Consider the following 22593-nt stretch of genomic DNA (forward strand, 5'->3'; position numbering starts at 1 on the left):
ACGCTTCGCGTCGCCCCGGGATGACAGGAGAGCTAGCGCTCAGAGCAGCCCTGCCCCGCGCGCCCATTTGTACTTGGCACCGAGCACCTCGACCGGAAGCTCGGTCGAATACGCGTAGGCCGGGATGCCGTTCTGGTAGAGATATTCGGCGGCTTCCTCGACCTCGACGTCGCCGGCGAGCGAGGCGACCATCGGCTTCACAAAGCCCTTGGTCTCCATCTCCTTCTTCACCTCGACCATGTTGCGGGCGAACACCATCGGCGGGGTGACGATGGTGTGCCAATAGCCGAGGATCAGCGAATGGATGCGCTCGTCCGACAGGCCGAGCTTCACCGTGTTGACGTAGGTGATCGGCGGCTCGCCGCCGGTGATATCCACAGGATTTCCGGCAGCTCCAAACGGCGGGATGAACTTGCGGAAGGCCGCATCGAGATCCGGCGGCATCGACATCAGCGACAGGCCGTTGTCGACGCAGGAATCCGACAGCAGCACGCCCGAGCCGCCCGCTCCGGTGATGATCAGGACGTTCTCGCCCTTTGGCGTCGGCAGCACCGGGACGCCGCGGGCGAATTCGAGCAATTGCCGCAAGCTGCGGGCCCGGATCACGCCCGATTGTGCCAGAACGTCCTCGTAGATCTTGTCGTTGCCGGCGAGCGCGCCGGTGTGCGAGGACGCCGCCTTCGCGCCCGCCGAGGTGCGCCCGGCCTTGAGCACGACGACCGGCTTCTTCTTGGAGACGCGCTTTGCGGCTTCCGCAAAGGCGCGGCCGTCCTTGAGGTCTTCGCAGTGCTGCGCGATCAGGTTCGTGTTCGGATCCTGCTCGAAGAAGGCGAGCAGATCGTCCTCGTCGATATCGGACTTGTTGCCGAGGCCGACGATGGCCGAAACACCCATTTTCGCCGAACGCGAGAAGCCGATGATGGCCATGCCGATGCCGCCCGATTGCGACGACAGCGCGGCGTGGCCCTTGACGTCGTAAGCCGTGCAGAAGGTCGCGCAGAGATTGGCCGGCGTGTAATAGAAGCCGTAGATGTTCGGCCCCATCAGGCGGATGTCGTACTTCTTGCCGACCTCGACGATCTCGGCCTGCAGCTCCGGCGCACCGGCTTCGGCAAAGCCCGACGGAATCAGAACCGCGCCGGGAATTTTCTTCTCGCCGCATTCGGTCAGCGCCGCCGCCACGAACTTGGCGGGGATCGCGAACACCGCGACGTCGATCACGCCGGGCACGTCCTTGACGCTCTTATAGGCCTTGTAGCCGAGGATCTCGGCGGCCTTGGGATGGATCGGATAGATGTCGCCCTTGTAGCCGCCGTTGATGAGGTTCTTCATCACGGAATTGCCGATCTTGCCGTCCTCGGCGGAGGCGCCGACCACGGCGACCGCCTTGGGCTGCATGATGCGGTTCATCGCCGCGACGATCTCCTCGGTCGGGCGGGGTTTCGGCTTCGGCACATAGGCGAAGTCGACGACGATGCGGACGTCGGCGGCGGTGGCGCCCTTCGGCGTCGCGAACACCGGATTGAGGTCGAGCTCGACGATCTCGGGGAAATCGGTGACGAGCTGCGAGACCTTGACGATGACGTCGGCGAGCGCCGAGCGGTTCACCGCCTCGCCGCCGCGCACGCCCTTCAGGATCTCATGCGCCTGGATGCCGTCGAGCATCGACAGCGCGTCTTCCTTGGTGGCCGGCGCGAGGCGGAAGGTGATGTCCTTGAGCACCTCGACCAGCACGCCGCCGAGGCCGAAGGCCACCAGCTTGCCGAACGAGCCGTCGGTGATCGAGCCGACGATGACCTCGGTGCCGCCAGCCAGCATCTGCTGCACCTGGACGCCTTCGATCTTGGCATCGGCCTTGTACTTCTTGGCGTTGGACAGAATGGTCTCGTAGGCCTTCTCGGCCTCGTCCGCCGTCTTGAGGCCGACGATGACGCCGCCGGCTTCGGTCTTGTGGAGAATGTCGGGCGAGACGATCTTCATCACGACGGGAAAGCCCATCGAGGAGGCCATCTTGCCGGCCTCGCCCGCCGACTTCGCCACGCCCTCCTTCGGCACCGGAATGCCGTAGGCGTCGCAGACCAGCTTGCCTTCCGGGGCCGTCAGGCTGGTGCGGTTGTCCGCCTTGACCTGGTCAAGCACCTTGCGGACGGCATCTTTGGAATTGGACATGTGGCTTCTCCCTTGACCTCAGTTCGTTCTTTTCAAAGCGCGCGCGTGGTTGCGGCTGCCCGTGATGCTTGCCATTCGCCGCGCTCTGTTCCATGTCGCAGGCCGGAGCGGCATAAAGCCTGAGATTACTCCACTGCCTTGGATCAAAAATGGCTGGCGATGGCATTTGGTATGCCAGAAGCCAACTTGTCAAGCTGCTGCATCGCTTAGAACGCCGCAAAAAATCGCCGCCTTGACATTCTGGCATGTGGTATGCCAAAAACTTTCCTGTCAATATTCCTGTAAAAGACGACTCCCCACTGGAGGAGATTCGTCGTGTCACTACGCAAACCAACCAAGGCGTTGCCGAACATGGCCGAGGCAGACATCGCAATCGTTCGCATTGCCCCGGAGAGCAGCTTCAAGAACAAGGCGTATGACGCCTTGAAGGAAGCCATCCTCAAGATGGACATCTACTCGACGCCCGAGCCGGTGATGCTCGACGAGCGCGCGCTGTCCGAACGCCTGGGCGTCAGCCGCACGCCGATCCGCGAAGCCATCGCGATGCCTCGAGCAGGACGGATTCGTGAAGACGGTTCCGCGCCGCGGCATCATGGTGGTGCGAAGGACCAAGAGCGAGATCGTCGACATGATCCGCGCCTGGGCGGCGCTCGAGCATGGCCGCGCGCCTCATCACCACCACCGCGCGCAAGAAGGACATCACCGCGCTGCGCGACTTCTTCAAGGATTTCGGCAAGGACCGCCTGCCCGAGGACCACGTCGAGGAATATTCGCGCGCCAACATCGCTTTCCACCAGGCCCTGATCTCGCTGTCGGAATCGCCGGTGCTGGTCGATCTCACGAACGACCTGCTGCTGCACGTGCGCGGCTATCGCCAGCTGACCATCGGACGCAAGGACCGCACCGCAACCTCGCTGCCCGAGCATCTCGGCATCATCGAAGCGCTGGAAGCCCGCGACACCGAGCTCGCCGAGAAGCGCGCCCGGGACCACACCCTCGGCCTTGCCGCTTACGTCGAAGCGCACGGCCAGGAATTGTTCACGTAGCTGTTCATTTGCCACCATTCACCAGAAGGGCGAACAACTCGCCCCACCACTTGAGACCAGGGAGACAAGGCCCATGCTGAATACCGCGACCAAGTCCAAGGCACCGGGCACCGAGCAGGAGCTGACGGATGGCTTCCATCTCGTCATCGACGCGCTCAAGCTGAACGGCATCAACACCATCTATAATGTGCCGGGCATCCCGATCACGGATTTGGGCCGCATGGCGCAGGCCGCCGGTATTCGCGTGATCTCCTTCCGCCACGAGCAGAACGCCGGCTATGCCGCGGGCATCGCCGGCTATCTCACCAAGAAGCCCGGCGTCTGCCTCACGGTGTCCGCGCCGGGATTTCTCAACGGTCTCACCGCGCTCGCGCACGCCACCACCAATTGCTACCCGATGATCCTGGTCTCGGGCTCCTCCGAGCGCGAGATCGTCGACCTCCAGCAGGGCGACTATGAAGAGATGGACCAGCTCGCGATCGCAAAGCCGCTGTGCAAGGCGGCCTACCGCGTGCTGCACGCCCAGGACATCGGCATCGGTTTCGCCCGCGCCATCCGCGCCGCAGTCTCGGGCCGCCCGGGCGGCGTCTATCTCGACCTGCCGGCCAAGCTGTTCGGCCAGGTGATGGATGCCGAGGCCGGCCGGAAGTCGCTGGTCAAGGTGATCGACGCCGCGCCCGCGCAGATCCCCTCGCCCGCTGCGGTCAAGCGTGCGCTCGACGTGCTCAAGAGCGCCAAGCGTCCGCTCATCATCCTCGGCAAGGGCGCGGCCTACGCGCAAGCCGACGAGGAGATCAAGGCATTCGTCGAGAAGAGCGGCGTGCCGTTCCTGCCGATGAGCATGGCCAAGGGCCTGCTCCCCGACACCCATCCGCAATGCGCCGGCGCGGCCCGCTCGACCGTGCTGAAGGACTCCGACGTCGTCATGCTGATCGGCGCGCGGCTGAACTGGCTGCTGTCGCACGGCAAGGGCAAGAGCTGGGGCGAAGCGCCGAAGAAGTTCATCCAGGTCGACATCGAGCCGAAGGAGATGGACTCCAACGTCGAGATCGTCGCGCCCGTGGTCGGCGACATCGGCTCGGTCGTCTCCGCCTTCAACCAGGCGATGGGAACGGGCTGGACCGCCCCGCCCGCCGAATGGACCAAGGCGATCTCGTCCAAGCGCGAAGAGAACGTCGCCAAGATGGCGCCGAAGCTGATGAACAACAAATCGCCGATGGACTATCACGGCGCGCTCGGCGTGTTGAAGAACGTCATCAAGGAGCATCCCGAGGCGATCCTCGTCAACGAAGGCGCCAACACGCTCGACCTCGCCCGCGGCGTCATCGACATGTACCGCCCGCGCAAGCGTCTCGACGTCGGCACCTGGGGCGTGATGGGCATCGGCATGGGCCAGGCGATCGCCGCCGCGCTCGAGACCGGACACCCGGTGCTGGCGGTGGAAGGCGACTCGGCGTTCGGCTTCTCCGGCATGGAGGTCGAGACCATCTGCCGCTACAATCTGCCGATCTGCGTCGTCATCTTCAACAATGACGGCATCTATCGCGGCACCGACGTCAACGGCGCCAATTCCGATCCGGCGACCACCGTGTTCGTCAAGGGCGCGCGCTACGACAAGATGATGGAGGCCTTCGGCGGCGTCGGCGTCAATGCGACCTCGCCCGACGAGCTGAAGCGCGCCGTGGGCGACGCCATGAAGTCCGGCAAGCCGACGCTGATCAACGCGGTGATCGATCCGGCCGCGGGCTCGGAGAGCGGCCGCATCGGCAACCTCAATCCGCAGAGCGTTCTGCAGAAGAAGAAGTAAGTCCACCCCTCAACCCTTATTCCCTGCCGGGTGCAGGGGCAGACACAAGAGTACGGAGCAACACGATGACCAAAGCGCTCGAGGGCGTTCGCATTCTCGACTTCACCCACGTCCAGTCCGGGCCGACCTGCACGCAGCTGCTGGCCTGGTTCGGCGCCGACGTGATCAAGGTGGAACGCCCCGGCGTGGGTGACATCACCCGCGGCCAGCTGCAGGACATCCCGAACGTGGACAGCCTGTATTTCACCATGCTCAACCACAACAAGCGTTCGATCACGCTCGACACCAAGAACCCCAAGGGCAAGGAAGTCCTGACCGAGCTGATCAAGAAGTGCGACGTGCTGGTGGAGAATTTCGGCCCCGGCGTGCTCGACCGCATGGGCTTCCCCTGGGAGAAGATCCAGGAGATCAACCCGAAGATGATCGTCGCCTCGATCAAGGGTTTTGGCCCCGGACCGTACGAAGACTGCAAGGTCTACGAGAACGTCGCGCAGTGCACCGGCGGTGCCGCCTCGACCACCGGCTTCCGCGACGGCCTGCCGCTCGTGACCGGCGCGCAGATCGGCGATAGCGGCACCGGCCTGCACCTGGCGCTCGGCATCGTCACCGCGCTCTTTCAGCGCACCCACACCGGCAAGGGCCAGCGCGTCACCGCCGCGATGCAGGACGGCGTGCTCAACCTCTGCCGCGTCAAGCTGCGCGATCAGCAGCGCCTCGCCCACGGCCCGCTCAAGGAGTACAGCCAGTTCGGCGAAGGTGTGCCGTTCGGCGATGCCGTGCCGCGCGCCGGCAACGATTCCGGCGGCGGCCAGCCCGGCCGCATCCTGAAGTGCAAGGGCTGGGAGACCGATCCCAACGCCTACATCTACTTCATCACCCAGGCCCCGGTCTGGGAGAAGATCTGCGACGTGATCGGCGAGCCCACCTGGAAGACCGATCCGAACTACGCCAAGCCGGCCGCCCGTCTGCCGCGCCTGAACGAGATCTTCGCCCGCATCGAGCAATGGACGATGACCAAGACCAAGTTCGAGGCGATGGAGATCCTCAACAAGGACGACATCCCCTGCGGCCCGATCCTGTCGATGAGGGAGATCGCCGAGGACGAGTCGCTGCGCGCGACCGGCACCGTGGTCGAGGTCGACCACCCCACCCGCGGCAAGTACATCTCGGTGGGCAACCCGATCAAGCTGTCGGATAGCCCGAGCGACGTGCAGCGCTCCCCGCTGCTCGGCGAGCACACCGACGAGATCCTGCGCTCGGTGCTGGGCTTCAGCGACCACCAGGTCGCCGACATCCACAAGTCCGGCGCGCTCGACCCGCCGCAGAAGCAGGCCGCGGAGTAAGCGACATCGCCTCGACCAAGATGAAAGGGCCGCCCAAGGGGGCGGCCCTTTTTGCTTGTGAAGGCGCGACGTCGCAGGCTCAAACCAAAAAGTGAGAAAACAACCCCATGCACAGTAGCCATGTCATTGGTCCGCAACGATATTTCTGATTCGACGAAAAAACCCTGGACCCCGTCGGGCAAGACAGGGGTATTATGCCATCGTGGGTATTATGCCGGGAGCGCACATCGGCGCTGGCTGCCTGCACATCGGAACGGCTCTCCGACCACACCCCGTTTGCGGAAGGGGCTGCAGAGGTCTGGAGTCCAAGGGCAATTATCGGCGTCAGCGCGAGGCGCAAGGACGTCAGCCATGGCCACGAGCGGCCGTACGATTGCATAATCCGCGACGAACCTCATGCATGAAGGGCATCAAGGTACTCACTGACTGGTTGGGCCCAAAGATCAGGATGGTGAATGAGGTTATGGCCCACCGCCGTGGGCCTATCAAATTCGAAGAACTGGCCTTTGCCGCCGGCGTTCTCGAAGGCGACGAAGTTCTTTCTGCTGTGCGCGATGGAGTAGAAGGAATCGCCTTGTCCGTACAGCCAAATCATTGGCCGATCAAAGCGTGCTCCGCGTAGAAAGAGTTCCTGATTAATCGACTCGGCGACCCCGCATCCTTCGTTGATCCATCCTCCCACGAAATTGAGAACTCCCAGAGTTTCCGCAGAATGCATTCCTGCATAGGCGACTGAAAGGACACCTCCCCGCGAGTGCCCGCCCATGAGTATAGGTCCTGGCGCGACATCGGGGCGCTCGCGAAGTACACCAACGGCAGCGTCGATATCGCTCAATGCCCGAGTTGAATCGGCTTGCGCAGTGTCTTTGTCGCACGCAAATTTTGACTTCCCGTTTCTAAGGAGTTCTTCATCACAAAACCCATCTGATTTGCCGCGACCACGTCGCTGCGGAAATGCAACGAGCCAACCTCGCTGGTTGAGAAAACCGGCGAGTTCAACGGAGAACCAAGTTCGCTTCACGCGTTCTGGCGTCGGATTTCTGCCGGTGGAACCGTGATTGAATATTGCGAGAGGAAATGGACCCCCGCCGGTGGGCTTGAAGATCACCGCTTCCAGGTTGATTGAATTGCCATCCTCGGTCAAAGTCGTCTTGAGAAATTCGGATTTGCCACCTGAAGCAGTGACTGTCGCATCGGCTTTGATCTGGGCTCGTACCGCTAGCGGCCAAGCTACCGCTGCGCTGCCTGCGAGAGTGATAAATTCGCGCCTTCGCATAAGCCTACCCTAGAATTGTCGGTCACTACGGTGACGGTGCACGCAAATGTCTTCCAGCGGCAGATTTTGTACAGTCCAGCACTGACACCGTCATTCGACCCTCAGCGATTCCCGCCGCCAATTGCTCGCGAACATACTTTACCACCGCCGCATTGAACTCGCGGTGAAATCCGGCCCGGTCGAAGCCTGCCGGCACGTCGGTGCAGATGCGCGGGACGGCGGCCGCCAGCTCCTGCGAGCACGGTGCCAGGAACGCATAAGGCCGGCCGGCACGACGTGAACATCGGGCTTCCTCGGCAGGCCCTGCGCGACGCGTGCGTTGCCGGAGCCGTCGCCGACGCCGAGCCCACCGAACTGCGAGCACCAGAACTGAAAAGACACTTTGACGGCGGCAGAGTTCTCCCGCGTCAGGGTGGCCGGTGCGGAATCAACGATGACGGCGGTGCGAATGCGCGCATCGTGGATCGGCTCGGGCGGCATCGCGCCATTGTGAAGCTGTGCGCACGCGCCGGTCGTCTCCTTGCAGAGGCTGGCGACCCTGGCGAAGTCCGGCCTGGTCCCCATCAGCACGAGACCGGTTGCCCCTCCGAGCTAAAAACCGGCGAAGCCGACCCTGGCAGATCGATCGCGCCCTGTCCTTCCGGTCGCGCAGCGGGCTCTGGCCGGAGCTTTTATCGTGCCGTGGAATTAAAGGCATCGACCATTTTGGGGGCCTTGTCCGTTCCGATCGATGCGCAGCCGACAAAATGAGCGGCGGGGTCGAACTGAATTCGTCGGCTCGCGAATGGCGGCCAAGGGGGCTGGCAACACGCGACAATTATAGTAGCGTTGCTGCAAGAAGAAGAAGCGAACGGCGGCTGAAGCCGGGCGCGACAAAATAGAACGACAAAATAGAACAGGGAGGACTTTCGATGCAATTTCTCAAGGCTGCGGTTGCGGCCGGGCTTGTCGTTGCGAGCTTTACCGGCACCTCGCTTGCGCAGACCAAGCCGTCGGAGCTCAAAATCGGCATCACGACGTTCCTGTCGGGCCCTGCGTCAGTCTTCGGTGTGCCGGCGAAGGCCGCGGCGGAGATGATCGCGGAGGACCTCAACAAGAAGGGCGGCATCGGCGGCGTGCCCGTCAAGCTCTCCTTCATCGACGAAGGCGCGGGAGGCGAAGCGCTCGTCTCGAACTACCGACGCGTGGTGCAGGACGAAAAGGTCGATGCCACGTTTGCTTCGATCTCGTCGGGCAGCTGCACCCAGTTGGTGCCGGTCGCCGAAGACCTCAAAGTCATGAATTTCATGTGGGACTGCGGTGCGGCCTCCATCCTCGAAACCAAGAAGTACCGGTACAATTTCCGGACTCAGGCGAACGGCACGCCGGAAATGCTGGCCGTGCTCCTTTACTTGCTCAAGACCAAGCCCGACTTCAAGACGATCGCGGTGGTCAATCAGGATTATGCATGGGGTCGGGAGAGCTGGGAGATCTTTTCGACCGCGCTCAAGGCGATGAAGCCGGACGTGCAAGTCGTCGCGGAGCTCTTCCCGAAGTTCGGCGCACCGGACTACTCCACTGAAATTTCCCGTCTGTTGGCGCTGCGGCCGGATGTAGTTCTAACCACGTCCTGGGGCGGAGATCTCGACACGCTGGTTCGCCAGGCCGGTCAGCGCGGCCTGTTGCAGCAGTCGACCTTGGTGCTCGGGATCGGCGAATCGTCGATCCAGCGGTTGGGCAAGGACTTGCCCGAAGGCCTGATCGTCGGCGCGCGCGGAGACCACTGGTTCCTGCATCCCGAGAAGAAGAACGACGCGGCCTTCAAGGCGTTCAATGAAGCCTTCAAGGCGAAGACCGGTGCATGGCCGATCTACCCGGTCTACCACATGGCGCAGGCGTTCAAGGCCCTGCAGACGGCCTACGACAAGGCCATCAAGTCCAACGGCGGCAACTGGCCCACGCGCGAACAGGTCGTCGACGCGACGGCCGGCACCGAGTTCGCCACCGGCTTCGGCCGTCCGATTACGCTGCGGCCCGAGGACAACCAGGGTCTCGAAGCTCAGCTGGTCGGCGTCACCAAGTCCGTTCCGGGGTACGACTTCAAGCTGCTCGACAACATGATGATCTTCGATCCGAAGACGATCACCAACCCGGCTGGCGTGCGGTCGGTCGAGTGGCTCAAGACGCTCAAGCCGGACTTCGTCAAGATGGACGTGCCGACCTTCAAAGCTCAGTAACGGCGCGCTCGACTTTTGATCCCCGTCCTCCGAGCCTCGTCCCGGAGGACGGACCTTTTCTGAAGGCCTTCATGAACTCGACACTCGCTATCTTGGCTATCCTCGATGGGATCAGCTACGCCGCACTGGTGTTCCTGGTCTCGGTCGGGCTCAGCCTGATTTTCGGCGTGCTGCGCGTGGTCAACGTCGCGCACGGGTCGCTGTACGCGTTCGGCGCTTACCTGGCGGCGACGTTCAGCCTTGCAATCGCGCCGATATCGCCTTGGCTCACCTATCCCGCGCTGCTGGCCGCCTCCATCGTGATCGGCATCGTGTGCGGCGGTTTCATCGAACGGTTTCTGCTGCGACCGCTCTCCGGACAGGAAGACGTCCTCCAGCTTCTGATCACTTTCGCCGCCTTTATGATCATGGACAACCTGCAGCGTCTGATCTGGGGCGTGCAGCCCATCTTCGCCGCGGAGCCGTTGAGACTACTTCCCAACGTCGCCGTGTTCGGCGTCAGCTACACGTCGTACCAGGTCATTCTGCTGCCCGGCGTCGCCTTGGCGACGCTGTTCGGGCTCCGCTACTTCCTGCGCAGGACGCTGTCGGGAGCGGTGATCCTGGCGGTCACGGAGGACCGCGAAGCTTCGACCGCCATCGGGATTGACGCAAAACGCGTATACTTCGTCACCTTCGTCATCGGCGCGAGTCTGGCCGCGTTGGGAGGAGCGCTGGCCTCGCCGACCACCTCGCTGGTCCCCGGCATGGGTGCCGACATGATCGTGCTGTCCTTTGCCGTCGCTGCGACCGCGGGTCTCGGCCAGATCGAGGGTACCGCGCTCACCGCGCTGATGATCGGCCTGACCCGTGCCTTCGTGATCTATCTCCAGCCGGAATTCGAAGTTCTCGTTCCCTATCTGCTGATGGTGCTGGTGCTTCTGGTGCGTCCGTTCGGCCTGTTCGGCGCCGTGCAGGTAAGGAAAATATGATGAGCGGTCGCATCAAGCCGGTCACCACGGTCGCGATCATTTTCTTTCTGGTCAGCGCCGTCGCGCCCCTTTTTGTGTCGAGCTGGGCAACCTTGTTCGCGTTGATCCTCGCGAAGGGCATCGTCGTTCTCGGTATCATTCTTCTGCTGCAGGCGGGGCAGGTGTCGTTCGGACATGCAATGTTCTTCGCGACCGGGGCGTATACCGCGGCGTTCTGGGGCAAGTACGTCGGTGGCGGCGATATCGTGCTCTTCATCGCGCTGGGCGGCATAACCTCCGCCGTCTTCGGCCTCATCGTCGGGCTCTTCGTCGTGCGCTACCGGGAGATCTTTTTCGGAATGCTGAATCTGGCGTTTTCGATGGTGTTGTGGTCGCTGCTGGAGAAGATGTTTCACTACACCAACGGCGCCGACGGCATCCGGGTCCCTCGTCCGGCCCTGTTGGGGCTGTCGTTTACGCCCGAAACCTTCCAGTACGTCATTCTTTACGTGAGCCTCTTGGCCGCGGTCGTCGCCTTCTACGGCGTGCAACGCTATCTCGACAGCCCGCTCGGACACATGTTGCGTGCCATCAAGTCGAACGAGACCCGGCTCGAGTACCTCGGGACCTCCGCACGGCGCGTGCTTCTGATAGGCTACGTGATCTCGGCTTTTCTCGGCGGCATCGGCGGCACGCTGGTGGCGATCATCCAGCAGATCGCCACGCCCGAGTTCGGGTTCTGGACGAAGTCGGGCGAGTTCGTCTTCATCGCGATCCTCGGCGGCAGCGCCCACGCCTTCGGAGCGTTCGCGGGCGCGGCGATGTTCGAATGCGTGCGCTTCTATGCGGCGGCCCACCTGGCCGACACCTGGCAGCTGATCCTCGGCGTTGTCTTGATCGTCATCATTCTCTACGCGCCCAACGGACTGATAGGTCTCAGGCAGCGCTACGGCCAGGCGAAGCAGGGAGGACATTGATGGCCAACGTCCTCCTTTCCGCGAAGGGCATCAAGATCCGGTTCGGTGGCGTCGTCGCCGCCGACGGGATCGACCTGGACGTGCTCCAAGGCGAGAACCTCGCGATCATCGGACCGAATGGCGCCGGAAAGACTACCTTCCTCAACATCTCGACGGGTTATCTGCGGCCGCAGGCCGGAAGCATCACCTTCCTGGGCCAGGACATCACGGCGCAGCTCCCGCGCACGATCACCAAGCTCGGCATCGCGCGGGCCTTTCAGATACCGCAGCTTTTTCTCGATCAGACCGTGATGGAGAACATGCTGATCGCCGCGGCCTCGCGGCTGGGAAGCCCTTCCGGCTTCACGGCTCTTTCCGCCCTGCCTGAGCTGCCCGAAATGGAGCGCCTTCTGGATCTCGTCGGCGTCAAGTCGTACGCGTCTCGCAAGGCCAGGAGCTTCCCGAGGGACAACGCAAGCTGGTCGACATCGCCCTGGCGCTCGCGCTGAAGCCCAGACTGCTGCTGATGGACGAGCCCACCTCGGGCGTCGCCTCCGCCGAAAAGCTGGAGATCATGGACATCCTGACGTCCGCGCTTGCCAAGGAGAAGGTGACTTCGGTCTTCGTCGAGCACGACATGGACATGGTGGAGCGTTATGCCCACCGAGTGGCTGTGTGGAACGTCGGGAAGATCCAAAAGGTCGGCACGCCGGCGGAGGTTTTGGCCGATCCCAAGGTCCGCGAACAGGTGATCGGCATATGACGGCGATGCTGGACTTCGAGAACGTCAACGTCGCGATCGCCGATGCTCCGGTGCTACGCAGCGTCAGCTTCTCACTACCGCCGGGCGCGACCGCCGCGCTCATCGGGCGAAACGGCGCCGGCAAGACCACGACGGTACGAACCATCATGGGCTTCACGAAGGCGAGCGGCACTGTGCGTCTGGGCGGTCAGGACCTCCGACATGTTCCTCCGCACCGCCGGCCCTTCTTAGGCATCGGCTACGCACCCGAGGACCGTCGCCTCTTCTCGGCCTTTACAGTGGAAGAAAACATTCTTTTGCCTGGTCGCGTCGCGAAACTTAGCGCGGACGAGGTGCACCGGCGGCTGGAGCGAGCCTACTCGGTCCTGCCGGAGCTCAAGGAACTGGCGGGTCGCCCGGCGGGCTCCGTCTCGGGCGGCCAAGGCAAGATGGTCGCCCTCGGGCGCGCCCTGATGCTAGGCACCCGCCTCGTCATTCTGGACGAGCCATTCCAGGGCCTCGCTCCTGTGCTGGCGCAGAGGTACGCCGAGGCGCTGCGTCGGCTTCGTTCGCAGGACCGGGACATTACCCTTCTGATTACGGAGTCGAACCCGAAGCTGCTCGAGACCTTCGCCGACGTGACGCTGACAATCGAGCGCGGCGAAATCGAAAGCCGGGTCCTTACGTAGCGCTCGCCCGGTTCGGCGCGCAAAACTGATCACCTTCAATCTCTAAGCCGTCGAAAACTAACGCTTCCTTCCTCGTCCTGCCACAGGTCATCTCCGAAATGCCTGTCACTGTAGTTATCGTGTCTCACTTCAGGGGTGCAGTCCGCACTGTAGCGAAATTGTAGTTTCGGCTTTCAAGCGAGCACACCTTGCCACCATTGTCGGCGTTGAGGCAAACTGACGGCAGAAAGGGAGGTCTGCATGTCACTGCTCGGCAAGGCCGCCGTCGCGATGTGGTGGAGCGTTCGCGCCGATCAGCGGGCCGAGTTCGGCGACTGGCATTCGCATGAGCACTTTCCGGAGCGGATGAGCATTCCCGGCTTCCGGCGCGGATCGCGCTGGAGCAGCACGACGGACCCGGAAGGTTTCTTCGTGCTCTACGAGCTCGCCGAGTACGAGGTGCTCACCTCGAAGGGATATCTCGACCGGCTCAACGCGCCGACGCCGTGGTCGACGAAAATGATGCCGCATCATCTCGGCATGATCCGCAGCCAGTGCCGCCTCGTCGAAAGCTTCGGCGGTGGCGTTGCGACTTCGCTCGCGACGATCAGGTTGTCACCGCAGGCCGGACGCGAGGCGGACTTGCAGGCGCAGCTCGCGAGCATGCTCGGCACATTGGCGCAGAAACCGGGCCTGACCGGCGCTCATCTCCTCCGCACCGACACGCCGCGGACGAGCGCGCCGACCACCGAACAGCAGATCCGCGGCAACGACGGCGCCGCCGACTGGATCGTGCTGCTGTCAGGCTACGATGCCGATGCCGTTGAGGCCGTGATCGCAGGCCCGCTTTCGCCCGGGTCGCTTGGCGCTCTCGGCGTGCAGAACAATCCGACCATCGGCCGCTACAGGCTGGGGTTCACGATGACGCCGCAGGATGTCGCAGCCGTCTAGGAGACCGGCGGAACACCCGCGAAAAAAATCCGCCTCGCCTTGTCGGATCGGCGGCTTGCCGGTCGTCCTCGTGACATGAATGGGCCATAGACGCCAAGCTCGGGCCCATCAAGACAATGAGGATAACAACCATGCCCAGCACTGTCCGCCTGCACCGCGTTCTCGCCACCAGCCCCCAGAAGGTCTATCGCGCTTTCCTGGAGGCGGATGCGATGGCGAAATGGCTTCCGCCGAACGGCTTCACCTGCACCGTGCATCATTTCGAGCCGAAGGTCGGGGGCACGTTCAAGATGTCGTTCCGGAATTTCACCACGGGCAACAGCCATTCGTTCGGCGGCGAATACCTCGAGGCTCGTCCCCGGCGAGCGCCTGCGCTATACCGACAAGTTCGACGACCCCAACCTGCCCGGCGAAATTCAGGTGACCGTGAGCCTGAAGAAGGTCTCGGTCGGCACCGAGATCGAGATCACGCAGGCCGGCATTCCCGACGTCATTCCCCCGGAGGCTTGCTATCTCGGCTGGCGGAATCGCTGCGCAATCTGGCGAAGCTGGTCGAGCCGGAGATCAACCAATAGCTCCGACATCAGCCTCGTCGGGAGGGCAAAGCGACTTGTCCGCCGTAGCTCGCAGAGCGAAGTCGGAAGCGTGCCCACCAACGCTCTCTCAACCTCGAAAAGATGGTGGGCACGGCGCGGGGCGCGCGCCTTCGCCCACCCTACGGCACCTGCTGCGGGCCTTTGCCCAGACGACGGCCCTGGTGTGCGCTCTTGACATGCGTCAAACTGTCAAGATGGTGAAGCGGCTAGGAGCACGAGTCTTCCCTGCCGATCGGAGGCGAGATGATGAGATCTGCTGTCGAATGGTTGATCATTGCCGGTCTGGCCGCCAGTGTCGCGACCGCTGCCAAGGCCGAGGAAGTCGATATCGGCAAGGCCGAATTCCAGTCGTCGTGCGCGAGTTGTCACGGCGCCGACGCAAAGGGCAGAGGACCGGTCAGCGGCCAGCTCAAGACAGCTCCGTCCGACCTGACCATGCTGGCCAAGAACAACAACGGGGTGTTTCCCACCAACGCCGTCTACGAAACCCTGTATGGATCGAAATCGGTCCCGGCGCACGGCACCCGTGAAATGCCGATCTGGGGCGAACGGTTCAACCCGATCGTGAACCTGCCTCACGCGGTCGATTCCTATTATTGGCAGAAGGCCGGGCCCCAGCAAAATCCGGAGGTCGTGGTGCGGACTCGCATTCTCGCCGTGATCGATTACCTGAACCGGATTCAGCAGAAATAGCGACCGAACAGCCTCCCGCAGGGACGCTGCGCGCCGCCTGCTACGCCTTCGCGGCCAGCCCGCCGCCTGCGGTCCAGCGATCCGGATTCGGGCTGTGCCCGATCAGCGCAAGCCCGTAGGCGATCGACTCGAACTGGTCGCCCGACATCAGCCGCTCGTTGCCGAACCGCTCGGCGAACAGCTTTCGCACGGCCGGCACGAACGAGCTGCCGCCGGTCAGGAAGACCTTCTCGATCTCGCGCGCGGCGATGCCGGCTTCGGCCAGCACCTTGTCGACGGTGGCACCTAACCGGGCGATGTCGTCGGCAATCCAGGATTCGAAATTCCTCCGCGTGATGGCCGCGCCGATGTCGACGCCGCCGCCCTTGAAACGGAAGTCGACCTCGTCCTGCGCCGACAGCGCGACCTTGGCATCCGACACCGCGCGGTACAGAGCAAAGCCGAGGTCGAGATCGACGATGGTGATGAAGTCCTCGAGCAGCTCAGGCTTGAGCGCGGTGCGCGCAAGCTCGCGGAGCTCGCGCAGATCGCCGTTGCTCTTCATCATCGCCAGCTGATGCCAGCGCGCCAGATTGGTGTAGTGGCCGCTCGGGATCGGCAGCACCTTGTCGAAGGAGCGGAAGCTGGAGCCCTTGCCGAGCCGCGGCGAGACCACGTGGTCGACGATCCGGTAATCGAACGTGTCGCCGGCGATCCCGATGCCGGCATGGCCGAGCGGCTCGGCGCGAAGGGCTCCGCCTTTGCGCGAGAAGCGCATCACGGAGAAATCGCTGGTGCCGCCGCCGAAATCCGCAACCAGCACGGTGGCATCGCGCTCCAGCCTGCGGGCAAACGAGAACGCCGCGCCCACGGGCTCGTAGACATAGCGGGCATGGCCGGCGCCGAGGCGCTCGAACGCGGCGCGGTAGCGCTGCATCGCCAGCGCCTCGTCGGGATTGCCGCCGGCAAAGCGCACCGGGCGGCCGACCGTGACGGTCGAGGTCTCGAAGCCGAACTTCTCGCCGCCGTGGCGCGCCAATGTCCGCAGGAACGCCGCCAGGATGTCCTCGAACTTGAAGCGCTGCCGGAACACCTGCGTGGTGTTGAAGCTGCTGCTCGCCGCAAAGGTCTTGAACGATTGCAGGAAGCGGTAGACGTGACGGCCTTCCAGGAACGTCTCGATCGCCCACGGGCCGCCCTCGGCCTGGGCGCCGGCGCCGGGCCGGTCCTCCCAGAAGCACAGCGCCGACACGTAGACGCTGTGGCGCTGTCCGCCGTGGTCGAACCGGATGGCCTCGACCCGGCGATCGTCCGCCGCAAGCGCGACGACCGTATTGCTGGTTCCAAAATCGATGCCGATCGAGACGGCGGGCGAGGCGCTCGACATGAACCACTCTGACAGATGATTGGAAGGGGGCAGACCACTAGCGGCTTTGACTTGTCCTGCCAAGGCCCGTCCGCTGCAGTGCGGCCAGACCTTGGCGCCCATCGCCATCGGAATCCCGCCTCGGAGCGAGCGATTTGGCCCCCTCCGGCTTCACAAACCCGCATTATGCTGCAATGCGGCGCGTAGAATGCTGCTATGCAAACAAGATCGTAGACGCTGGCATCTGGTATACATAAACTTCCTTTCGCCATGAGACGCCAAGACTGACTGCCTTAAGACTGGCCGTCTCGAGAAAGGGAACTCCGATGTCCAAGACCGCTTCCGTCGCTCTCGCCCCGTCCGCCTCGCTGTTCGCCCGCCTGATGGCCGCGATCGACAGCTTTCTGATGGCAAGCGCCGAGATCTCGAACCATAACGGCGATCTGCCGCGTTTCGGCCTGTAAGCAAGGCCGATCTGCCGCCGAACGACGGGCGAGCAGCTACCGCACCCCGCTCTGCCGATCAAATGGCCCCACCTCGGGGCCATTTGCTTTTGCATCCTCGCCCAGCAGCTGCGACAATGTGTCCGACCAGGGCCCTGCCGATCCGATTGTTTGTTTGCTGGCATGTCGCATACCATTCGACCAACACATAACGATCGCACAATCCAAGGTGTGAGGCGGGGAAACGTAGCGCGCGACGGGAAGAGCCGAGGGCCACAAGCGTGGCGCCCTTGGTGGAGCCTTAGCCAAAAGGAGCGGATGTCGCGCCTTATCCCTGATCATAGACTTTCTATCGGACTACCATGGGAGATCGACCGCAAGGGTGACACCGGGTATCTGGAATCGAGATGGGCTGACGCAAGCCGGCAAAGAGCGGCTGCGCTGAGGGTTCGACAGGGAGAGAAACAAGATGAAGCCACTCGTTCTGAATGTCGCTGTGGCGGCAATCGCGATGTCATGCGCCAGCAGCACGGCAAGCCGCGCTGCCTGGGAGCCGGTCCGCCCGGTCGAGTTCATCGTGCCCGCGGGCACCGGCGGCGGCGCCGATCAGATGGCGCGCACCATCCAGGGCATCGTCACCAAGCACAATCTGATGAAGCAGCCGCTGGTCGTCATCAACAAGGCGGGCGGTGCCGGCGGTGAAGGCTTCCTCGACGTTAAGACGTCGGCAAACAATCCGCACAAGATCATCATCACGCTGTCGAACCTGTTCACCACGCCGCTGGCGACGGGAATTCCTTTCAACTGGAAGGATCTGACTCCGGTGGCGATGCTCGCGCTCGACGAGTTCGTGCTTTGGGTCAATGCCGAGAAGCCGTACGCCACCGTCAAGGATTACGTCGATGCGGCGAAAAAGGCGCCCGGCGGCTCCTTCAAGATGGGCGGCACCGGATCGAAGCAGGAAGACCAGATCATTACGGTCGGCATCGAGAAGGCGATCGACGCCAAGTTCACGTACATCCCCTACAAGGGCGGCGGCGAAGTCGCGGTGCAGCTGGTGGGCAATCACATCGATTCGACCGTCAACAATCCGATCGAGGCGGTCGCGCAATGGCGCGGCGGCAAGCTCCGTCCCCTCTGCGTGTTCGACGGCCAGCCGATGGCCTATGACGAGCCGATCGCCGACGGCAAGGCCTGGAAGGATATTCCGACCTGCAAGTCGCAGGGCCTTGCGATGGAATATCTCATGCTGCGCGGCGTGTTCATGGCGCCCAAGGCCACGAAGGACCAGGTCGAATATTACGTCGAGCTGTTCAAGAAGGTGCGCGCCACGCCGGAATGGCAGGAGTTCATGAAGAGCGGCGCCTTCAACACGACCTTCCTGGCGGGCGCCGACTATGCCAAGTGGGTCGAGGCGGAGGAGAAGCGCCACGAAGCCCTGATGAAGGAAGCCGGCTTCCTCGCAACCGCGAATTGATCCGGGACATCGACGACGGCTGAGGGCGCCGATCGCCCTCCCGCGGCCGTGGCCGCGACAGACTGCTATTCTGCTGGAGGTCCCATGAGTGAACGATCCGGATCCGCATCTGGCCCGGCACACAAGACGCTGGAAATCGGCATGGCGCTGCTGATCGGCGTGTTCGGCCTGATCGTGATCTTCGGCAGCCTGAAGGCCGGCATCAACTGGGGTGCGGAGGGCCCGCGTGCCGGCTTCTTCCCCTTCTACATCGGCGCCGCCATCGTCGGCGCGAGCGCCATCAACCTCTGGCATGCGCAACGCGACGACGACGGCCGGCTGTTCGCTGAATGGGGACAGCTGCGCCAGGTCATGAGCGTCGTCGTGCCGACCGCGATCTATGTCGGCTCGATGCCGTTCATCGGGCTCTACGTTGCCTCCATGGTCTTCATTGCCTGGTTCATGCGCTGGCTCGGCAATTATCGCTGGGTGACGACCCTCGCGATCGCGGTCGGCATGCCGGTCCTGACCTATCTCGTTTTCGAGCGCTGGTTCCTGGTCCCGCTTCCCAAGGGTCCGTTCGAGGAATGGCTCGGACTTTAACAGCTGAGCCGTCATTTCCGTCACTGCTGCAGGACGTATCGATATGGAAGAGTTGGCCAATCTGTTTCACGGCTTCGCGGTCGCCCTGCAGCCCTACAACATCATGCTGATGATCATCGGCATCACGCTCGGGGTCATCATCGGCGTGCTGCCGGGGCTCGGGGGCGCCAACGGCGTCGCCATCCTGCTTCCCCTCACCTTCAGCATGCCGCCGACCTCGGCGATCATCATGCTGTCCTGCATCTATTGGGGCGCGCTGTTCGGCGGCGCCATCACCTCGATCCTGTTCAACATACCCGGCGAGCCCTGGTCGGTGGCGACCACCTTCGACGGCTATCCGATGGCGCAGCAGGGCAAGCCCGGCGAAGCCCTGACCGCCGCCTTCACCTCCTCCTTCGTGGGCGCGCTGTTTGCCGTCATCATGATCACGCTGGTTGCGCCGCTCGTCGCGGGCTTCGCGCTGAGATTCGGGCCAGCGGAGAAGTTCGCAGTGTACTTCCTCGCCTTCTGCAGCTTCGTCGGCCTCAGCAAGGAGCCGCCGTTCAAGACCATCGCGGCGATGATGATGGGCTTTGCGCTCGCCGCGGTCGGCCTCGATTCCATCACGGGACAATTGCGGCTGACCTTCGGCGTCACCGAGCTGCTCAACGGATTCGACTTCCTGATCGCCGTGATCGGTCTGTTCGGCATCGGCGAGATCCTGCTGACCATGGAGGAAGGGCTGGCGTTCCGCGGCGGCAAGGCCAGCATCAATCTCAGGGTGGTGCTGCAGACCTGGCGGGAATTGCCGGCCTATTGGATGACCTCGCTGCGCTCCTGCCTGATCGGCTGCTGGATGGGCGTCACGCCCGCCGGCGCGACGCCGGCCTCCTTCATGAGCTACGGCATCGCCAAGCGCCTGGCGCGGCGCGGCAACAACTTCGGCAAGGGCGAGATCGAGGGCGTGATTGCGCCGGAGACGGCCGCGCATGCTGCGGGCACCGCGGCGCTACTGCCGATGCTCTCGCTCGGCGTGCCCGGCTCCCCGACCGCCGCCGTCCTGCTCGGCGGGTTGCTGATCTGGGGCCTGCAGCCCGGCCCCATGCTGTTCGTCGAGCAGAAAGAGTTCGTCTGGGGCCTGATCGCCTCGATGTATCTCGGCAATCTCGCCGGCCTCATCGTCGTGCTGACCTGCGTGCCGGTGTTCGCCGCGATCCTCCGCGTGCCCTTCGGCATCATCGCGCCGCTCATCCTGGTGCTCTGTGCGATCGGCGCCTATTCGGTGCACAACAGCACTTTCGACGTGATGCTGATGCTGGTGTTCGGCGTGCTCGGCTATCTCCTGAAGAAGTGCAACTACCCGCTCGCACCGCTGGTGCTCGCCATCGTGCTCGGCGACAAGGCGGAAGAAGCCTTCCGGCAATCGCTGCTGGGATCGCAGGGATCGCTCGGCATCTTCTTCTCCAACGGCCTTGTCAGCACGATCATGGCGCTCGGCCTGGTCGCCCTGTTCTGGTCCGCAATCCAGGAAGGCTACAGCCGGCTGCGCACCTCGATGGCCTGAGCCGCTGCGAGTCGGCGCCAGCGCACTGCTTCCCTCGCCAAAATGCCGCAGGCCCTGACTTCTGGAATATAGAATTCCACGGTATTAGGCGGTCTCTCCGCCCATCGTGCGCCGGCGGCGCAGGCGCGGCGGCGTGGAAAACCCCCAGCGCACAGGCGTTCGGCGGCGCGTCCGCGGTTTCGCCGCAACGCTGAAAATGTCATACATATCAACAATTTGCATTGATGCGCAGGCGCCGCCGCGGCGCGCCGCCAATAATTCGGGCTTTACAAGCCGGCGCTCTTGACGCATGTGAACGGGGCCGCGTTATTTTGCCGCACCTCACCCTCCCCAGCTTGAATCTTGGCATAATGCATACCAAGCTGCCCGCCAGCGCATGCATAAAATGACGGGCGCGTTCGGGAGGGTTTTTAATGACGGATATGGTGCAGTCGGCAGCAGCGGCTCCTGGTGCCGCCCGTGTGAGCGATGCTTATCGTTGGGCACAATTGGCCATCGGCGTCGGCGCGATGGTGATGATCGCCAACTACCAATACGGCTGGACGTTCTTCGTCCCTGACATCCAGAAGAAGTTCGGCTGGGATCGCGCCTCGATCCAATGGGCCTTCACCCTGTTCGTGCTGTTCGAGACCTGGCTGGTGCCGATCGAGGGATGGTTCGTCGACAAATACGGTCCGCAGATCGTCGTGCTGGTCGGCGGCGTGCTTTGTGCCATCGGCTGGGCGATCAACGCGCAGGCCACGACGCTCAACGGCTATTATCTCGGCATGATCATCGCGGGCATCGGCGCCGGCGGCGTCTACGGCACCTGCGTCGGCAATGCGCTGAAATGGTTTCCGGACAAGCGCGGTCTTGCCGCGGGCATCACCGCCGCGGGCTTCGGTGCAGGCTCCGCGCTCACCGTCGCGCCGATCCAGGCCATGATCAAGGACAGCGGTTTCCAGACCACCTTCCTCTATTTCGGTCTCGGCCAGGGCATCATCATCTGCATCCTCGCCTTCTTCCTGCTGTCGCCGAAGGCGAAGCCAGGTGCCGAACGTGGTGCCGAACGCCAATCTGCTGCAGACCCGGCGCAACTACCAGCCGACCGAGGTCTTGCGTCAGCCGATCTTCTGGCTGATGTACTTCATGTTCGTGATCGTCGGTGCCGGCGGCCTGATGGTGACGGCCAATCTGAAGCCGATCGCGGCCGACTGGAAGGTCGACAACGTGCCGGTCACGCTGATGGCGGTGACGATGACGGCGGTGACGTTCGCGGCCACGATCGACCGCGTGCTCAACGGCCTGACGCGTCCGTTCTTCGGCTGGATCTCCGACATGATCGGCCGCGAGAACACGATGTTCATCGCCTTCGGCATGGAAGGCTTCGGCATCTGGATGCTCTACCTCTGGGGCCACGATCCGATCTGGTTCGTGCTGCTCTCCGGCTTCGTGTTCTTTGCCTGGGGTGAGATCTACTCGCTGTTCCCCTCGACCTGCACCGACACGTTCGGCGCCAAGTTCGCGACCACCAATGCCGGCCTGCTCTACACCGCCAAGGGTACCGCCGCGCTGCTGGTGCCGATCGCCAACTACATGCAGCAATCGTCGGGCACCTGGGACAGCGTGTTCATCATCGCGGCCGGCGCCAACATCCTGGCTTCGCTGCTGGCGATCGCGGTGCTCAAGCCCTGGCGCAAGGTCGTGGTCGCAAACTCGACCGTCTGACCCGCTCCCCACAGTTCCTCATCGACGCCCGGCCTCGCGGCCGGGCGTTTTCGTTTGCCGAGGAGTTCAGGCGATCGCGCTGG

General features: G+C 63.3%; 15 protein-coding genes and 4 pseudogenes. 16 read left to right on the forward strand and 3 right to left on the reverse strand.

Going from position 1 to position 22593, the window contains the following annotated elements; genetic code table 11:
* Window positions 1-39: 39 nt before the first annotated feature.
* Complete coding sequence (locus ACETMP_RS12015; RefSeq protein ID WP_375161105.1) at window positions 40-2169, reverse strand: acetate--CoA ligase family protein; 2130 nt, start codon at window positions 2167-2169, stop codon at window positions 40-42.
* 351 nt (window positions 2170-2520) lie between these two features.
* Here ACETMP_RS12015 and ACETMP_RS12020 point away from each other — a divergent pair.
* The 3 genes and pseudogenes from ACETMP_RS12020 (at window position 2521) to frc (ending at window position 6365) form a co-directional block, all read left to right on the forward strand.
* Window positions 2521-3215 (forward strand): annotated as a pseudogene (locus tag ACETMP_RS12020) (GntR family transcriptional regulator).
* Between the two features lie 73 nt (window positions 3216-3288).
* Window positions 3289-5022 (forward strand): oxalyl-CoA decarboxylase, encoded by a 1734-nt coding sequence (gene oxc, locus ACETMP_RS12025; protein ID WP_375161106.1) that lies wholly within the window; start codon window positions 3289-3291, stop codon window positions 5020-5022.
* Window positions 5023-5087: 65 nt separating this feature from the next.
* A complete protein-coding gene (frc, locus tag ACETMP_RS12030; RefSeq protein WP_375161107.1) occupies window positions 5088-6365 on the forward strand; it encodes a formyl-CoA transferase in 1278 nt (425 codons plus the stop codon).
* Between the two features lie 394 nt (window positions 6366-6759).
* On the opposite strand, the gene ACETMP_RS12035 is transcribed toward frc, so the two are convergent.
* Complete coding sequence (locus ACETMP_RS12035; RefSeq protein ID WP_375161108.1) at window positions 6760-7641, reverse strand: dienelactone hydrolase family protein; 882 nt, start codon at window positions 7639-7641, stop codon at window positions 6760-6762.
* 911 nt (window positions 7642-8552) lie between these two features.
* On the opposite strand from ACETMP_RS12035, the gene ACETMP_RS12040 reads away from it, so the two are divergent.
* The 8 genes and pseudogenes from ACETMP_RS12040 (at window position 8553) to ACETMP_RS12075 (ending at window position 15413) form a co-directional block, all read left to right on the forward strand.
* Window positions 8553-9857 (forward strand): ABC transporter substrate-binding protein, encoded by a 1305-nt coding sequence (locus ACETMP_RS12040; RefSeq protein WP_375161109.1) that lies wholly within the window; start codon window positions 8553-8555, stop codon window positions 9855-9857.
* Window positions 9858-9928: 71 nt separating this feature from the next.
* Window positions 9929-10828 (forward strand): branched-chain amino acid ABC transporter permease, encoded by a 900-nt coding sequence (locus ACETMP_RS12045; RefSeq protein ID WP_172789460.1) that lies wholly within the window; start codon window positions 9929-9931, stop codon window positions 10826-10828.
* Window positions 10828-11784, forward strand: a complete 957-nt coding sequence (locus ACETMP_RS12050; RefSeq protein WP_375161110.1) for a branched-chain amino acid ABC transporter permease — start codon at window positions 10828-10830, stop codon at window positions 11782-11784. Before ACETMP_RS12045 ends, ACETMP_RS12050 begins: the two co-directional genes overlap by 1 nt.
* A pseudogene (locus ACETMP_RS12055) lies at window positions 11784-12526 on the forward strand (ABC transporter ATP-binding protein). Before ACETMP_RS12050 ends, ACETMP_RS12055 begins: the two are co-directional and overlap by 1 nt.
* Window positions 12523-13194: an ABC transporter ATP-binding protein gene (locus tag ACETMP_RS12060; protein ID WP_028135467.1), complete on the forward strand. Its 672-nt coding sequence runs from the start codon at window positions 12523-12525 to the stop codon at window positions 13192-13194. The pseudogene ACETMP_RS12055 and the gene ACETMP_RS12060 overlap by 4 nt, the downstream one beginning before the upstream one ends.
* A gap of 240 nt (window positions 13195-13434) precedes the next feature.
* Window positions 13435-14124, forward strand: coding sequence for a hypothetical protein (locus ACETMP_RS12065; RefSeq protein ID WP_375161111.1), 690 nt, complete (start codon window positions 13435-13437; stop codon window positions 14122-14124).
* Window positions 14125-14336: 212 nt separating this feature from the next.
* Window positions 14337-14895: pseudogene (locus tag ACETMP_RS12070) on the forward strand (SRPBCC domain-containing protein).
* A gap of 92 nt (window positions 14896-14987) precedes the next feature.
* Window positions 14988-15413, forward strand: coding sequence for a c-type cytochrome (locus ACETMP_RS12075; protein ID WP_375161112.1), 426 nt, complete (start codon window positions 14988-14990; stop codon window positions 15411-15413).
* 40 nt (window positions 15414-15453) lie between these two features.
* Here ACETMP_RS12075 and ACETMP_RS12080 read toward each other — a convergent pair whose 3' ends face one another.
* Window positions 15454-16779: an Hsp70 family protein gene (locus ACETMP_RS12080; RefSeq protein ID WP_375161113.1), complete on the reverse strand. Its 1326-nt coding sequence runs from the start codon at window positions 16777-16779 to the stop codon at window positions 15454-15456.
* A gap of 305 nt (window positions 16780-17084) precedes the next feature.
* Here ACETMP_RS12080 and ACETMP_RS12085 point away from each other — a divergent pair, with 305 nt between their 5' ends.
* The 5 genes and pseudogenes from ACETMP_RS12085 to oxlT all read left to right on the forward strand — a co-directional run bounded on the left by ACETMP_RS12085 (window position 17085) and on the right by oxlT (window position 22510).
* A complete protein-coding gene (locus tag ACETMP_RS12085; RefSeq protein WP_194388353.1) occupies window positions 17085-17222 on the forward strand; it encodes a hypothetical protein in 138 nt (45 codons plus the stop codon).
* 448 nt (window positions 17223-17670) lie between these two features.
* Window positions 17671-18678 (forward strand): Bug family tripartite tricarboxylate transporter substrate binding protein, encoded by a 1008-nt coding sequence (locus ACETMP_RS12090; protein WP_375161114.1) that lies wholly within the window; start codon window positions 17671-17673, stop codon window positions 18676-18678.
* Window positions 18679-18762: 84 nt separating this feature from the next.
* Window positions 18763-19260: a tripartite tricarboxylate transporter TctB family protein gene (locus ACETMP_RS12095; RefSeq protein WP_375161115.1), complete on the forward strand. Its 498-nt coding sequence runs from the start codon at window positions 18763-18765 to the stop codon at window positions 19258-19260.
* A gap of 43 nt (window positions 19261-19303) precedes the next feature.
* Window positions 19304-20803: a tripartite tricarboxylate transporter permease gene (locus ACETMP_RS12100; protein WP_375161116.1), complete on the forward strand. Its 1500-nt coding sequence runs from the start codon at window positions 19304-19306 to the stop codon at window positions 20801-20803.
* A gap of 413 nt (window positions 20804-21216) precedes the next feature.
* A pseudogene (gene oxlT / locus ACETMP_RS12105) lies at window positions 21217-22510 on the forward strand (oxalate/formate MFS antiporter).
* Window positions 22511-22593: the final 83 nt, after the last annotated feature.

It is taken from the genome of Bradyrhizobium dasycarpum (assembly GCF_042019905.1).
GTDB lineage: Bacteria > Pseudomonadota > Alphaproteobacteria > Rhizobiales > Xanthobacteraceae > Bradyrhizobium > Bradyrhizobium japonicum_B.